Annotated in this window: 9 protein-coding genes and 1 pseudogene; 5 read left to right on the top strand and 5 right to left on the bottom strand. The window is 71.9% G+C overall.

Annotated features, from left to right (window positions below; genetic code table 11):
* Positions 1-46 precede the first annotated feature (46 nt).
* The 4 genes from ABT070_RS23540 to ABT070_RS23555 form a co-directional block, all read right to left on the bottom strand.
* Positions 47-550 carry an ATP-binding protein gene (locus ABT070_RS23540; RefSeq protein WP_057601615.1) on the bottom strand — a complete coding sequence of 168 codons (504 nt, stop codon included), beginning with the start codon at positions 548-550 and terminating at the stop codon, positions 47-49.
* Between the two features lie 288 nt (positions 551-838).
* On the bottom strand, positions 839-1,606 hold the full coding sequence (locus ABT070_RS23545; protein WP_351763724.1) for an enoyl-CoA hydratase/isomerase family protein: 768 nt from the start codon (positions 1,604-1,606) through the stop codon (positions 839-841).
* 225 nt (positions 1,607-1,831) lie between these two features.
* A complete protein-coding gene (locus tag ABT070_RS23550) occupies positions 1,832-3,082 on the bottom strand; it encodes a L,D-transpeptidase (RefSeq protein ID WP_451101332.1) in 1,251 nt (416 codons plus the stop codon).
* 169 nt (positions 3,083-3,251) lie between these two features.
* The gene (locus ABT070_RS23555; RefSeq protein ID WP_351763726.1) at positions 3,252-4,496 is read right to left on the bottom strand and encodes a L,D-transpeptidase; all 1,245 of its coding nucleotides are present in this window, start codon (positions 4,494-4,496) and stop codon (positions 3,252-3,254) included.
* 153 nt (positions 4,497-4,649) lie between these two features.
* Between ABT070_RS23555 and glgX the strand changes: the two genes are divergently transcribed.
* Positions 4,650-6,962: a glycogen debranching protein GlgX gene (gene glgX / locus ABT070_RS23560; protein WP_351763728.1), complete on the top strand. Its 2,313-nt coding sequence runs from the start codon at positions 4,650-4,652 to the stop codon at positions 6,960-6,962.
* 97 nt (positions 6,963-7,059) lie between these two features.
* Positions 7,060-8,466 (top strand): sulfatase family protein, encoded by a 1,407-nt coding sequence (locus ABT070_RS23565; RefSeq protein WP_351763730.1) that lies wholly within the window; start codon positions 7,060-7,062, stop codon positions 8,464-8,466.
* Here the strand turns inward: ABT070_RS23565 and ABT070_RS23570 are convergent.
* Positions 8,463-8,642, bottom strand: a pseudogene (locus ABT070_RS23570) (ABC transporter ATP-binding protein); the annotation flags it as partial. The gene ABT070_RS23565 and the pseudogene ABT070_RS23570 sit on opposite strands and share 4 nt — an antisense overlap.
* Positions 8,643-8,784: 142 nt before the next feature.
* On the opposite strand from ABT070_RS23570, the gene ABT070_RS23575 reads away from it, so the two are divergent.
* The 3 genes from ABT070_RS23575 to ABT070_RS23585 are packed head-to-tail and all read left to right on the top strand — an operon-like array spanning position 8,785 to position 14,273.
* The gene (locus ABT070_RS23575) at positions 8,785-10,602 is read left to right on the top strand and encodes an ABC transporter ATP-binding protein (RefSeq protein ID WP_351763732.1); all 1,818 of its coding nucleotides are present in this window, start codon (positions 8,785-8,787) and stop codon (positions 10,600-10,602) included.
* On the top strand, positions 10,599-12,458 hold the full coding sequence (locus ABT070_RS23580; protein ID WP_351763734.1) for an ABC transporter ATP-binding protein: 1,860 nt from the start codon (positions 10,599-10,601) through the stop codon (positions 12,456-12,458). Before ABT070_RS23575 ends, ABT070_RS23580 begins: the two co-directional genes overlap by 4 nt.
* Positions 12,459-12,497: 39 nt before the next feature.
* Positions 12,498-14,273 (top strand): ABC transporter transmembrane domain-containing protein, encoded by a 1,776-nt coding sequence (locus ABT070_RS23585; RefSeq protein ID WP_351763736.1) that lies wholly within the window; start codon positions 12,498-12,500, stop codon positions 14,271-14,273.
* Position 14,274: the final 1 nt, after the last annotated feature.

The raw sequence follows: 14,274 nt of genomic DNA on the forward strand, positions 1-14,274 counted from the left end.
ACGCACCCGCACACACCCGCGCACACCCGACCGACCGCCGGAGGCGCTAGCGGTCGGCGACCCGCATCTCGAACCACGTCGTCTTGCCCCGGGGCAGCAGATCCACGCCCCACCGGTCGGAGAGCTTGTCGACGAGGAACAGCCCCCGCCCGCTGACGTCCAGTTCCTGGACCGGCATCAGACAGGGCAGCCCCCGGGAGGGGTCACGGACCTCGACCCGGATCCAGCCGCGCCGGCGCCGCATCCGCAGACCGAAGACCCGGGCGCCGGTGTGCCGTACGGCGTTGCCGACGAGCTCGGAGACGAGGAGGACCGCGTCCTCGGTCATCTTGGGGGTCAGTCCCCACTGCCGCAGGACGACGACCTGGGCCAGCCGGCGGGCCGTGGCGGCGGACTCGGGGCGGGACGGCAGCGGAACCTCGCCGTCCGTCGGGTTGCCGAACAACTCCAGCGCCTTCAACGCCCGTTCGTCCTCGACCGCAGGCGACCAGCGCGCCGCGGTCGCACGGCCCGGTCCCCGCGGCTGTTCGATGCCCTCCAGCCCCGCCATGCCACCATCATGGCCGCCCCGGGCCGCCTCCGGGGCCGTTCCGACGGAATACGCCCCCCGGAACCTGTCGTTCCGGATGGATCGATCGGCATATGCCAGGGACAGTTCAAAGCCCGACAAACCAGGACTGACCTGCGGCGACAACATGCCACAAGGCGCTCGGCGGAGCCGCTCGACAAGGCAGACTTAAGGTCGCCTTAAGGTTCCCATAAACCGCCCCATCGAGGGATCCGGATGAGACACCCCGTCAATTGCAAGTGATTCCGGGGAGTTCGAAGGAGACCTCTCTCACAGGAACTTGGCCTTGCCCGGGCCCTCCTCGACGAAGCTGCGCATGCCGATCTCACGGTCGGCGGTGGCGAACAGACCGGCGAACCAGTTCCGTTCGACCGCCAGACCCGTCTCGATGTCGGTCTCCAGACCGGTGTCGATCGACTCCTTCGCGGCGCGCAGCGCGAGCGCCGGACCCTGCGCCAGCTTCGCGGCCCAGCGGTGCGCCTCCGTGTACACGTCGGCGGCCGGGACGACCCGGTCCACCAGGCCCAGGGTCAGCGCCTCGTCGGCCTTCACCATCCGGCCCGTGAAGATCAGGTCCTTCGCCTTGGAGGGGCCGACCAGCCGGGAGAGGCGCTGGGTGCCGCCCGCGCCGGGGATCAGCCCGAGCAGGATCTCCGGCTGGCCCAGCTTGGCGTTGTCCCCGGCGATCCTGAAGTCCGCGCACAGCGCGAGCTCACAGCCGCCGCCCAGGGCGTAGCCGGTGACCGCCGCGACGACCGGCTTGGGGATGCGGGCCACCGCCGTGAAGGAGTCCTGGAGGGCGCGGGCCCGCAGGATCATCGCGGTGTGGTCCATCTCCTGCATCTCCTTGATGTCCGCGCCCGCCGCGAACACCTTCTCGCCGCCGTACACGACGACCGCGCGTACGTCGTCACGCCGGGTCGCCTCCTCGGCGAGCTCCTTGAGCCGGTCCTGGGTGGCCACGTCCAGCGCGTTCATGGGCGGACGGTCGAGACGCAGCGTGCCGACGCCGTCGGCGACTTCGAGATTCACGGTCATGGCAGCAGGTTAACGGGGACTAACGGCGAGCGGATCGGTGCGGTCGGTCACATCCGGCCGGGGGTCCGGGGGTCGCCCCCGGGCAGACACAGCACGGGGACCGATCGCCGGCGGATCCGTGCGGTCGGCCGTACCGGGAGCGTCCGGGGCGACGGGACGGCGAAGGGCCCGGCGCCGTGTGTCGCGGCGCCGGGCCCTTCGTCGGGTCGTCAGGTCGGGCGGGAGCTACTTCGTCCACTCCGCCCACGGGATGTTCCAGCCGTTGAGGCCGTTGGCCGGGTTCACGGTCGGGTCGGTGGAGTTCTTCACGACCACCACGTCGCCGACCATCGAGTGGTTGAAGAACCACGCGGCCGGCACGCCGCTGTCGTAGCCGCCGCGCACGTCCCGCAGGCCGATGCAGCCGTGGCTGGCGTTGTAGTTGCCGAAGGCGTCGCCGCCCCAGTAGTTGCCGTGCACGAAGGTGCCGGAGTCGGTCAGGCGGATGGCGTGCGGGACGTCCTTGATGTCGTACTCGCCGTCGTAACCGACCGTGTCGCCGTTCATCCTGGTCACGGTGAACTTCTCGCTCATGACCATCTGGCCGTTCCAGGTGGCGTAGCCGGGCTTGCCGGTGGTGACCGGAATGGTCTTGACGACCTTGCCCTCCTGCGTGACCTTCATCGTGTGCTTCTTGGCGTCCACGACGGACACCTGGTCGCGGCCGATGGTGAAGGAGACGGTCTTGGCCTGCTTGCCGTAGACGTCCTTGCGGCCCTCGACGCCGTCGAGGTTCAGCTTCACGGTGACCTTGGTGCCGGCCTTCCAGTACTTCTCGGGACGGAAGTCGAGCCGGTCGTTGCCGAACCAGTGACCCTGCACGTCGACGGCCGGCACGGTGGTGACGGAGATGGCCTTCTCCACGTCGTCCGGGTGCGTGATGCCCCGGGTGAAGCGCACCGAGAACGGCATGCCGACGCCGACCGTGGAACCGTCCTCGGGCGTGAAGTTGCCGGTGAAGGTGTTCTGCGGGCTCAGCGTGGTGAAGGACGAGTCCTCGGCTGCCGTACGGCCCGCGGAGTCCTTCGCGACGGCGTGCACCTGGTACTTGGTGGACCCGGCGAGGTGCGTGGCCGGCGTCCAGCCGGCGCCGTCCGCGGAGATCGCGCCGGCGACCGCCGTGCCCTTGTCGTCCTTGACGACGACCTCGGACAGTTTGCCCTTGGCCGCCGTCACCTTCAGGGCGCCGCTGGTGTCGACATCCTTGGCGCCGGTCTTCGGGGCGATGGTCACGACCGCCTCGGACTGCTTGCTCTCGGCGGTGGCCGAAGCGCCCTTGCCGCCGGAGCCGGCGTCCTTCGCGTCGGAGTCCGAGTCGCCGCCCCCGCCGCAGGCCGTGACGGCGAGCAGCAGCCCGCCGACGATCAGCGCCAACCGCTTGTCGCGGCCGCGCGGACGTCCCCCAACCGACGCCCCCGATATCGGTCGCACGTTCAAAGTCGTTCTCCCCACTCCCCCGGGCCCTCCCCGGGCCCGCACCGCGACGCGTCCCCCGCGTTCGCCGCATATTAACCACAAGGTCAACGGCCTGGACGGGCCAAGATTGTCACCGTTCAGTCCCAACTAGGACCGTGAGAACGCGGGGAAGGTTGCACGGGGGGCGCGGTCATTTCAGGGCGCCGCCGGCGATCCACTCCTTCCAGCTCATGTTCCAGCCGCCGAGCCCGTTGTCCGGGGCGACCTGCTTGTCCTTGCTGTGCACGACCTCGACGACGTCACCGACGAGCGAGCGGTCGAAGAACCAGCCCGCGGGCGTGTCCGAGGCGCCGCCCTTGACGTCCCGCAGGCCCACGCAGCCGTGGCTCACGTTGGCCCGGCCGAAGACGTCGTCGGCCCAGTAGTTGCCGTGCAGGAAGGTGCCGGAGTTCGTCAGCCGCATGGCGTGCGGCACGTCCGGGATGTCGTACTCGCCCTTGCCGTCGGCCTTCTTGAAGCCGACCGTGGCGCCGTTCATCCGGGTCAGCTCCAGCATCTCGGTCACCACCATCTTCCCGTTGTAGGTGGTGTTCTTCGGCGCCCCGGCCGTGATCGGCACGGTGGCCAGCAGTTCGTCGTCGCGGCGCACCTGCATGGTGTGTTTCGCCGCGTCCACCAGGGACACCTGGCTGCGGCCGACGGTGAACGAGAACGACTTGTCCTGGAGCCCGTAGACCCCGGGCGCCCCTTCGATGTCCCGCAGTCCGAGCGTGACGGTGACCCGGGTGCCGGGCTGCCAGTACTCCTCGGGACGGAAGTCGAGCCGGGTGTCGCCGAACCAGTGCGGCCGGATGTCCGCCGCGGGTTCGGCCGTCACCCGGACGGCGCGCTGGACCGCGGCGCGGTTGTCGATCTCCCGGTTGAACTCCAGCGAGACGATCATCCCGGTGCCGACGGTGGCGCGGTTCTCGGGGGTGACGTAGCCGATGAAGCGTTCCTCGGGGACGTAGGTGGTGAAAGTGGTGTGCCGGGCCGAGCGGTTCCCGTCGCCGTCCAGGGCGACGGCGTCGACGGTGTAGCGGGCGGCCAGCCCCAGCCGGTCGTCGTCCGGCCGCCAGCTCAGGCCGTCCGCGGCGATCCTGCCCGGGACCGGGGTCTCCTGGGCGTCCTGCGACCTGACGACCTTCACGGACTCCAGCCGCCCGCCCGGTACCCGCACCAACAGCCGCTCCTCGGGCCGTACCTCCTTCGTGCCGTCCTCCGGGGTGACGCGGATGACGTCCTCGGGGGCCGGGGGTTTGCCGAGCACCCGGTCGAGTCCGCTCCGGCTGTCGCCGCCGGTGCAACCGGCGGCCCCGGCGAGTAGTCCTGCCCATGTCAGTACGGCGGCCAGTGCGACCCCCGCGCGCCGTGCGCGCCCATGTACGTGCCTCACATGGTGCCCAACGACCGGGCACGCTCCGGGGAAACGTGAGTGCGAGGGCCGCTCTGGGCAGAAATGGGGGGAGGACGACGCGACGGGGAGCCGCGGCCGGGACACCGCGCGCTCTTTTCCCACGTCGTTCCATGAGCCGCGGGAGGCTGAACGGTGTCCAGCGCAGCCGAGCAGGAGGCGGTGGCGGAGCGCGCCACGCCGGACGCCGTCATGAACGGTGCATCGCGCAAGGTGCCCGGTCCACCCGTGTGGCCGGGCGCGTCCACACCACTGGGCGCCCGCTTCCGGGTCGGCCCGGACGGGGTCGCGGGCACCAACTTCGCGCTGTGGGCGGGTGGGGCGGAGTCCGTCGAACTGTGCCTGTTCGACGAGGGCGGCCGGGAGACCCGCGCCCGGCTCACCGAACTCACGCACGAGATCTGGCACGGCTTCGTGCCGGGGATCATGCCGGGCCAGCGCTACGGCTACCGGGTGCACGGCCGCTGGGATCCCTGGACCGGCGGCCGCTGGAACCCGGCCAAGCTGCTCCTGGACCCGTACGCCCGCGCGGTGGACGGCGAGTTCAGCCTGCCGCCCGAGGTCTACGGGCACGTCCGCGACTGGCCCCAGCAGCAGGTCGCCGACACCGTGCGCGACGAACGGGACTCGGCGCCGCACGTCCCCAAGGGCGTCGTCGTGCACGATGACGACGACTGGGCCGACGACCGCCGGCCGAAGACGCCCTGGGCGGACTCGGTGATCTACGAGCTGCATGTGCGCGGCTTCACCCGGCTGCACCCGGGGATTCCGGAGGAGCTGCGCGGCACGTACGCCGGCCTGGCGCACCCGGCGGCGGTGGAGCACCTGGTGAAACTGGGCGTCACGGCGGTGGAGCTGCTGCCGGTCCACCAGTTCGCGCACGAGGACCATCTGCTGCGCAGGGGGCTGAAGAACTACTGGGGCTACAACTCCATCGGCTACTTCGCCCCGCACGCCGCGTACGCCTCCGCCGGGACGACGGGCGGGCAGGTCGGCGAGTTCAAGCGGATGGTGCGGGCCCTGCACGCGGCGGGCATCGAGGTGATCCTCGACGTCGTCTACAACCACACGGCCGAGGCCGGCGAGCTCGGGCCGACGCTGTCCCTGAAGGGCATCGACAACCGGGGCTACTACCGGGTCCAGTCGGACGCGCGCAGGTACGCCGACTACACGGGCTGCGGGAACACCCTGCACGTGGTCCAGCCGCATGTGCTGCGGCTGATCACCGACTCGCTGCGCTACTGGGTGACGGAGATGGGCGTCGACGGCTTCCGCTTCGACCTGGCGGCGGCGCTGGCCCGTTCCATGCACGACGTCGACATGCTGTCCCCGTTCCTGGCGGTGATCGCGCAGGACCCGGTGCTGCGGCGGGTGAAGCTGATCGCCGAGCCGTGGGACGTGGGGTCGGGCGGCTACCAGGTGGGGGCCTTCCCTCCCCTGTGGACGGAGTGGAACGACCGCTACCGCGACGCCGTACGGGACTTCTGGCGGCACGCGCTGCCGGACGTGCGGGAGATGGGCTACCGGCTGTCGGGGTCGAGCGACCTGTACGCGTGGGGCGGACGCCGGCCCTACGCGTCGGTCAACTTCGTGACCGCGCACGACGGTTTCACCCTGCGCGACCTGGTGTCGTACGACCGCAAGCACAACGAGGCCAACGGCGAGGGCAACCGGGACGGTACGAACGACAACCGCTCCTGGAACGGCGGGGCGGAGGGCGAGTCGGCCGACGAACACGTACGGGCGCTGCGGCGGCGGCAGCTGCGCAACCTGCTCACGACGCTGCTGCTGTCGACGGGCGTGCCGATGCTGGTCGCGGGCGACGAGCTGGGGCGCACCCAGCGGGGCAACAACAACGCCTACTGCCAGGACAACGAGATCAGCTGGGTGGACTGGGGGCTGCTCGAGGAGCCGGGGTGGCGGGCCCTGTTCGACCTCACCTCCCGGCTGATCGCGCTGCGCCACCGGCATCCGGTGCTCCGCCGCCGCGCCTTCTTCTCCGGGCGGGCGCACTCGGCGGACGGGCTGCGGGACCTCGCCTGGTTCACCGAGCGGGGCACGGAGATGACCGAGGGGGACTGGTACGCGCCCGCGGCGACCCTCGGGATGTATCTGTCCGGGCGGGACATTCCCGGCCGGGACGAGCGGGGCGCCCCGATCATCGACGACAGTTTCCTCGCCGTCCTGCACGCCGGGGACCGGCCGGTGAGCTTCGTGCTGCCGGGGGCGCCCTGGGCGGAGCGGTACGAGGTGGTCGTCGACACGTCGAGCGAGGAGCAGGGGGCGGCGCCGGGTGTGACGCACCCGGCGGGGATGCCGGTGACGGTGCCGGGCCGGGCGGTCCTGCTGCTGCGGGTGGTGGGGTGGGACACCATTTCGGGCAGCGTCTCGGGCAACGCTTCGGACAACGTCGCGGGCAGCGTTCCGGGCAACGTTTCAGGCCCATGAACTCCCCCGCGGATTCCTGGCCCCGGGAGCGGACGGCTGATCACATGGACGCAGTGCCCAGGCCGCCCCCCACCCTTCGCCTGCACCGAGGATCCCCATGCCCGAGATGTCCCGTCGTGTCTTCGGCGGTCTCGTCGGCGGTGGCGCCGTCACCGCCGTCGCCGGTACGGCCACCGCCGCCGAGGCGGCCCCCGCCGAACAGCCGTTCCGAGCCCGTCCCACCGCCGCGCGGAGCCGCCGCCCCAACCTTCTGGTCGTCCTCGGCGACGACCTGGGCTGGGCCGACCTGTCCTCCTACGGCGCCCCGCACATCAGGACGCCGAACCTTGACCGGCTGGCCCGGCAGGGGGTGCGTTTCACCGACGCGTACTCGGGGTCGGCGACCTGCTCGCCCACCCGGTTCAGCCTGTACACCGGGCGCTACCCGGGGCGTACGAAAGGCGGGCTGGCCGAGCCGATCGCCAACAGGGCGCAGGGCCTGGACCCGAACCACCCCACCCTGGCCTCCCTGCTGAAGAAGGCGGGCTACTCGACCGCGCTGATCGGCAAGTGGCACTGCGGCTGGCTGCCGGACTACAGCCCCACCAAATCCGGCTGGGACGAGTTCTTCGGCAACCACGGGGGCGTGCTGGAGTACTTCTCCAAGCTGGGCCAGCTCGGCGACTACGACCTCTACGAGGGGGACGCCGAGTACAAGGACCTGCGCTACTACACGGAGGTCCTCACCGAGCGGGCGGTCGAGTACGTCGGCCGGGACCACGACAGGCCGTGGCTGCTGAACCTCAACTTCACCACCCCGCACTGGCCCTGGCTCGCGGAGGACGACGCCGAGACGGGCGCCGAGATCGCGGCGAGGATCCGGGCCGCGAAGACCCAGGCCGAGGTCGGCAGGGCCCTCAACCACTACGACGGCGGCTCGGTCGAGAAGTACGCGCAGATGGTGGAGAGCCTGGACGCGGCGGTCGGCGAGGTCCTCACCGCGCTGCGCCGCTCGGGCCAGGAGGAGAACACGCTGGTGCTGTTCGCCAGCGACAACGGCGGTGAGCGCTACTCCTACAACTGGCCCCTCAGCGGCCAGAAGTTCGTGCTCCTCGAGGGCGGGATCCGGGTCCCGACGATCGTCCGCTGGCCCGCCGGCATCGACGGCAACCAGGTCAGCCACGAGCCGAACGTCTCCCCCGACTGGACGGCGACCCTGCTGGAACTGGCGGGCGCCCGCCCCGATCCGGCGTACCCGCTGGACGGCAGGAGCCTCGCGGGATATCTGCTGCGCGGTGAACGTCTCCCGGAGCACGACCTGTTCTGGCGGGTCCGGGCCAACCGGGCGCTGCGCCGCGGGGACTGGAAGTACTACCAGGACGCCACGAAGACCGACCACCTCTACAACCTGGCCGCCGACTCCCGCGAACAGGCCGATCTCGCCCCGGACCGGCCCGAGTTGCTGGCCGAGCTGAAGGCGTCCTGGGAGCGGACCGCGGCCGGGCTGCTGCCGTACACCGACTGAGCGGGGACCGGCCGCTCAGCCACCCGCCCGCCCGGGACGCGGGCCACCCCCTCGTGGTCGGCGACGGGGTCGAGGCCGGTGACCCGGCCCCGGCCCGCGTCCGGCACCCGCATGCCCTCGACGCACTCGACGGTGGTGGTCCTGCCGGGGCCGTCCGGGCCGAGGATGCCGAAGACCGCTCGCCCGAACGGGCATCGGCCGATCGGCTGATGCCCCTGGTACGGCCCCTCGGACACGCAGGTCGTAGGACCTGCGACCGAGCCCGGTCGGGCCAAAACTCGGTGTGCGTTGTCAGTGCCGGTACGTAGGCTCGCGGTGATGCCCAGGACACCTGCAACCGCTTCCCACGACCGCTCCGCCGTACGCTCCCTGCTGCGCCTGTGGCCGTATGTCCGTCCCGTGCGGATACGGCTCTTCGTGGCCGCCTTCGTCGCCGTGCTCGCCTCCTGTACGGGGCTGGTCATTCCGCTCGTCCTGAAGTGGATGGTGGACGGCCCGGTGGCCGACCGGGACACGGCCGGCGTCTGGCTGGGCGCGCTCTGTCTGCTGCTGCTCGGGTTCGCGGAGGCGGTCCTGTTCGGGTTGCGGCGCTGGCTGGTGGCGCGTCCGCTGTCGCATGTCGAGGCGGAGATGCGGGCGGATCTCTACGGGCGGCTCCAGCGGCTGCCGGTGGCGTTCCACGACCGGTGGGCCTCGGGGCAGTTGCTGTCGCGGGCGACGGCCGACCTGGGGCTGCTGCGCATGTTCCTCGCCTTCCCGCTGACGTTCCTGCTGGTCAACTCGGTGACGATCCTCTTCGGGGTGGTCATCATGCTGCTCCAGGACTGGACGCTCGGGCTGGTCATCCTCGGGCCGGCCGTCCCCGTCGTCCTGATGTGCGTGTACTTCGAGAACCGGTACGCGGTCGTGGCGCGGCGCGCCCAGGACCAGGCCGGGGACCTGACGACGGTGGTCGAGGAGAGCGTCCTCGGGATCAGGATCATCAAGGGCTTCGGGCGGCACCGCAGCCAGGCACGCGCCTTCCGGGAGCTGTCGTCGACGCTGCGCGGCACGGAGTTGCACAAGGCGCGGCTGCTGGCCACGATCTGGGCCGTCATCGTGACCCTCCCGGAGGTGGCGATCGGGGCGGCGCTGGTGCTCGGCGCGGTGCAGGTGGCGGACGGCGAGCTGTCCGCGGGCACCCTGGTCGCCTTCCTGTCCACCGCGCTCGCGCTGCGCTGGCCGGTGGACTCGATCGGGTTCCTGCTGGCGATGAGCCAGGAGGCGGCGACGGCGACGGAGCGCTACTTCGAGGTGATGGACGAGCCGCCCGAGGAGCCCGACGGCCACGCCGGGCGGGCCGCCGCGTCCGACGGCGGTCTGCGGTTCGCCGGCGTCACCTTCCGCTATCCCGACGCCTCCCCCGACTCCCCGCCCACCCTCGACGGCGTCGACCTGCACATCCGGCCCGGCGAGTCGATGGCGCTGGTCGGGGCGACCGGCAGCGGGAAGACCACGCTCACGGCCCTCGTCCCCCGGCTGCACGAGGTGACCGCCGGCCGCATCACGCTCGACGGCGAGGACATCACCACGATGTCCCGGGAAGAGCTGCGCTCACGGGTCGCCGTCGCCTTCGAGGAGCCGACCCTGTTCTCCGCGAGCGTCGGGGAGAACGTCCTCATGGGGGCGGCGAAGGGTGCGGGCGCCGTCGAGCTGGAGCGGGCGCTGGGCGTGGCGCAGGCCGATTTCGCGCACGCGCTGCCGCAGGGCGTCGAGACACAGGTCGGCGAGCAGGGGCTCAGCCTCTCCGGCGGGCAGCGGCAGCGCCTCGCGCTGGCCAGAGCCGTCGTCGGGCAGCCCCGGTTCCTCGTCCTGGACGACCCGCTGTCCGCGCTGGACGTGCACACCGAGGCCGCCGTGGAGGCCGCGCTGCGGCAGGTCCTCGCCGACACCACCGCGCTGATCGTGGCGCACCGCCCGTCCACCGTGCTCCTCGCCGACCGCGTCGCCCTGCTGTCCGACGGACGCGTCACCGCCGTGGGCACCCATCACGAACTGCTGCGCAGCAACACCGAGTACGCCCACCTCATGTCCGGAGAGCCGTCCGGTACAGAGTTCGCCACCCAGTTCGGTGAACAGGAGGCCGACCGCCGATGACCGCCCCCGCCACCGCTTCCCCCGTCACCGACGACGACCCCGAAGTCCCGCCGCGGACGACCGTCGACGACCCCTTCGACAAGGACGTCCTGCCCACCCCGCCCGGCGCCACGGGCGTCCTGCTGCGCTCCCTGCTCGATCCCATGAGGGCGCGGGTCGCCTGCACCGCGCTCCTGCTGCTGCTCCAGCAGGCCGCCGTGCAGGCCGGCCCGCTGCTGGTGGCGTACGCCATCGACCGCGCCGTGCCGGCGTTCCGGGCCGACGACCACGGGCCGCTGGTCGCGGTGGGCGTCGGCTATCTGCTGTGCGCGCTGGTCTCCGGCGCACTCCAGTACGCGTTCCTGATCGCCTCCGCCCGCGTCAGCCAGGACGCGCTGCTCGACCTGCGCGGCCGGATCTTCCGGCACGCGCAGGCGCTGAGCCTCGACTTCCACGAGCGCTACACCTCGGGCCGGCTGATCTCCCGGTCCACCACGGACGTGGAGTCGCTGCGCGAGCTGCTCAGCGAAGGTCTCCAGGAACTCGTGACGGTGATCCTGTCCTTCCTCTACATCTCGGCGATGCTGCTCTGGCTGGACCTGGGCCTCGGGGCCGTCGCGGTGGCCTCCTTCGTACCGCTGTACCTCCTCGTCAGGATCTATCAGCGGCGCGCCGGGGAGGTGTTCCGGGCCCGCTCCACCGCGATCGCGGCCGTGATCGTGAAGTTCGTCGAGACGATGAACGGCATCCGGCCGGTGCGCGCGTTCCGCCGCGAGCCCGTCAACGACGCCGACTTCCAGGTCCTGAACCGGCGGCACGAACTGATCAACGGCAACGCGCTCCTGGAGATGGCCCGGTACGTCGTCGGATCGCGGCTGGTCGCCAACACGGCGGTCGCGGTGATCGTGCTGTGGGGCGCCACCCGGGTGGCCGACGGCTCGCTGGAGCTGGGGGTGCTGGCGGCGGCCGTGCTGTATCTGCGGCGGCTGTACGACCCGATAGACCGGCTCGGCATGTTCCTCAACTCCTACCAGTCGGCGGCCGCCTCGCTGGAGAAGATCGCGGGGCTGCTCGCGCAGACGCCGTCCGTGCCCGAGCCGTCGGCGCCGCGCGAACTCCCGGCGCTCGAGGGCGAACTGCCCGGCCGGGAGGTCGTCTTCGACGGGGTCTCCTTCGGCTACCGCACGGGCGGCGAGATCCTGCCCCGCTTCGACCTCACCCTTCCCGCCGGGCAGACCGTCGCCGTGGTCGGCTCGACCGGCGCGGGCAAGTCCACGCTGGCCAAGCTGCTCGCCCGCTTCTACGACCCGTCCGAGGGGCGGGTGCTGCTGGACGGGGTCGACCTGCGCGAGCTGGCCGTGCCCGAACTGCGGCGCGGGGTCGTCATGGTGACGCAGGAGGCGTTCCTGTTCTCCGGCACGGTCGCCGAGAACATCTCCATCGGGCGGCCGGACGCGAGCCGGGAGGAGATCGAGCGGGCGGCGAAGGCGATCGGCGCCCACGAGTTCATCAGCGCCCTGCCCGACGGCTACGACACCGACGTACGCAAGCGCGGCGGCCGTATCTCCGCCGGGCAGCGGCAACTCGTCGCGTTCGCACGGGCGCTGCTCGCCGACCCGGCGGTGCTGATCCTCGACGAGGCGACCAGCTCGCTCGACATCCCGGGCGAGCGGTCCGTGCAGGCGGCGATGGCGACGGTGCTGAAGGGCCGTACGGCGGTGGTGATCGCGCACCGGCTGTCGACCGTGGAGATCGCCGACCGGGTCCTGGTCATGGAGCACGGACGGATCGTCGAGGACGGCAGCCCGGCCGGACTGATCGCGGGCACCGGCCGGTTCGCGGACCTGCACCGGGCCTGGCGGGACAGTCTGGCGTGAGCGTCCAGGGGGGACCTCGGGGGCCGGAAGGACGAGTGGATGATCGACGCGTACGAGGATCCCGGCACGCCCGACCGCCGCGGCGGCTGGGCGTATCTGGCGTGGCTGGTGCGCTGCCAGCCGTGGCGGGCACTGGCCGGGGCGGTGCTGGCCAGCGTCTGGATGGTGCTGATGGCGTTCACGCCGTATCTGCTGTCGAAGGCGGTGGACGACGGTCTCGAGCCCGGTGACACGGCCGCGCTGGCCGGCTGGACGGCGGCCCTGTTCGCCGTGGGCGCGTTCAACGCCTGGGTGAGCATCATGCGGCACCGCACGATGACCCGGGTGCGCATGGACGCCTACCTGCGCACCACCAAGGTCGTCGTCGCCCACACGGTGCGGCTCGGCGCCGCGCTGCCGCGCCAGGTGGGGGCCGCGGAGGTCGTCACCATCGGGGTGAGCGACGTGCACATGATCGCGGGCGCGCTGACGGTGGTCGGGCCGGGGGTCGGCTCCGTCGTCGTCTGTGTCTTCGTCGCCGGGCTGCTGCTGTCGGTGTCACCGCTGCTGGCGGTGGTCGTGCTGCTGGGAATGCCGGTGGTCGCGGTGCTGGTCGGGCCGCTGATGTCGCGGCTGCAGGGCACGGAGACCGAGTACCGGGAGCGGCAGGGAATGCTCACCGCGCGGATCGGCGACCTCGCGGGCGGGCTGCGGGTGCTCAACGGCTTCGGTGGCAAGGAGCTGTTCGCGGCCTCCTTCGACCGCGACTCGCAGCGGCTGCGGGCGCAGGGCTACCGGGTCGGCGCGGTCACCAGCTGGATGCAGGCGCTGGGGACGGGCCTGCCGACGCTGTTCCTCGCCGTGGTGACCTGGCTGGCGGCCCGGCTCGCCGCCCAGGGGGACATGACCGTCGGCGAGCTGGTGTCGGTGTACGGCTATGTCGCGGTCCTGATCGGGCCGGTGGCGTTCCTCGTGGACATGGGCTACCAGCTCAGCCGGGGCGTGGTGGCCGCCCGGCGCGTCGTACGACTGCTGCGGCTGGAGCCGGACTCCGCCACCACCGCTGCTTCCGCCGTCGCCGCCGATGTCGCCGACGCACCCGTCGAGCCGTCGGTGCTGCACGATCCCGTCTCGGGTGTGCGGGTGGCGCCGGGCCGGCTGACCGCTCTGGCCGGGGCGCGGCACGCGGAGGTGACCGCCGTCGTGGACCGGCTCGGCCGGTACGGCCCCACGGACGCCACCTGGGGCGGGACACGGCTGGACGCCGTCCCCCTGGACCAGGTCAGGGACCGGATCCTGGTCGCCGACAACGAGGCCGACCTGTTCGCCGGGAGCCTGCGCGAGGTGGTGGGCGGACGACGTGCGCCGACCCCGGCGGACGTCGGGCGGGCGGTGCGGGCGGCGGCGGCCGACGACATCGTGCAGGGTCTGCCCGCGGGGCTCGAGTCGCCGGTGACCGCGCAGGGCCGCAGCCTTTCCGGGGGCCAGCGGCAACGGGTGCGGCTGGTACGGGCGTTGCTCGCCGACCCCGGGGTGCTGCTCGCCGTCGAACCGACATCGGCGCTCGACGCGCACACGGAGGCGGCGGTCGCCCGGCGGCTGCGCGCGGCGCGGACCGGCCGGACCACGGTGGTGACCACCACCTCCCCGCTGCTCCTCGCCCAGGCCGACACCGTCCACTACCTGGTCGACGGAAAGGTCACGGCGACCGGCCGCCACCACGACCTGCTCGAACGCGAGCCGGGATACCGGGCCTTGGTGGCCCGGGACGCCGCCGACACCGACGACGGCACCGACACCGACACCGACACCGACACCGAGGAGATCGTGCGGTGAC

The organism is Streptomyces sp. NPDC002884 (assembly GCF_040295245.1).
GTDB lineage: Bacteria > Actinomycetota > Actinomycetes > Streptomycetales > Streptomycetaceae > Streptomyces.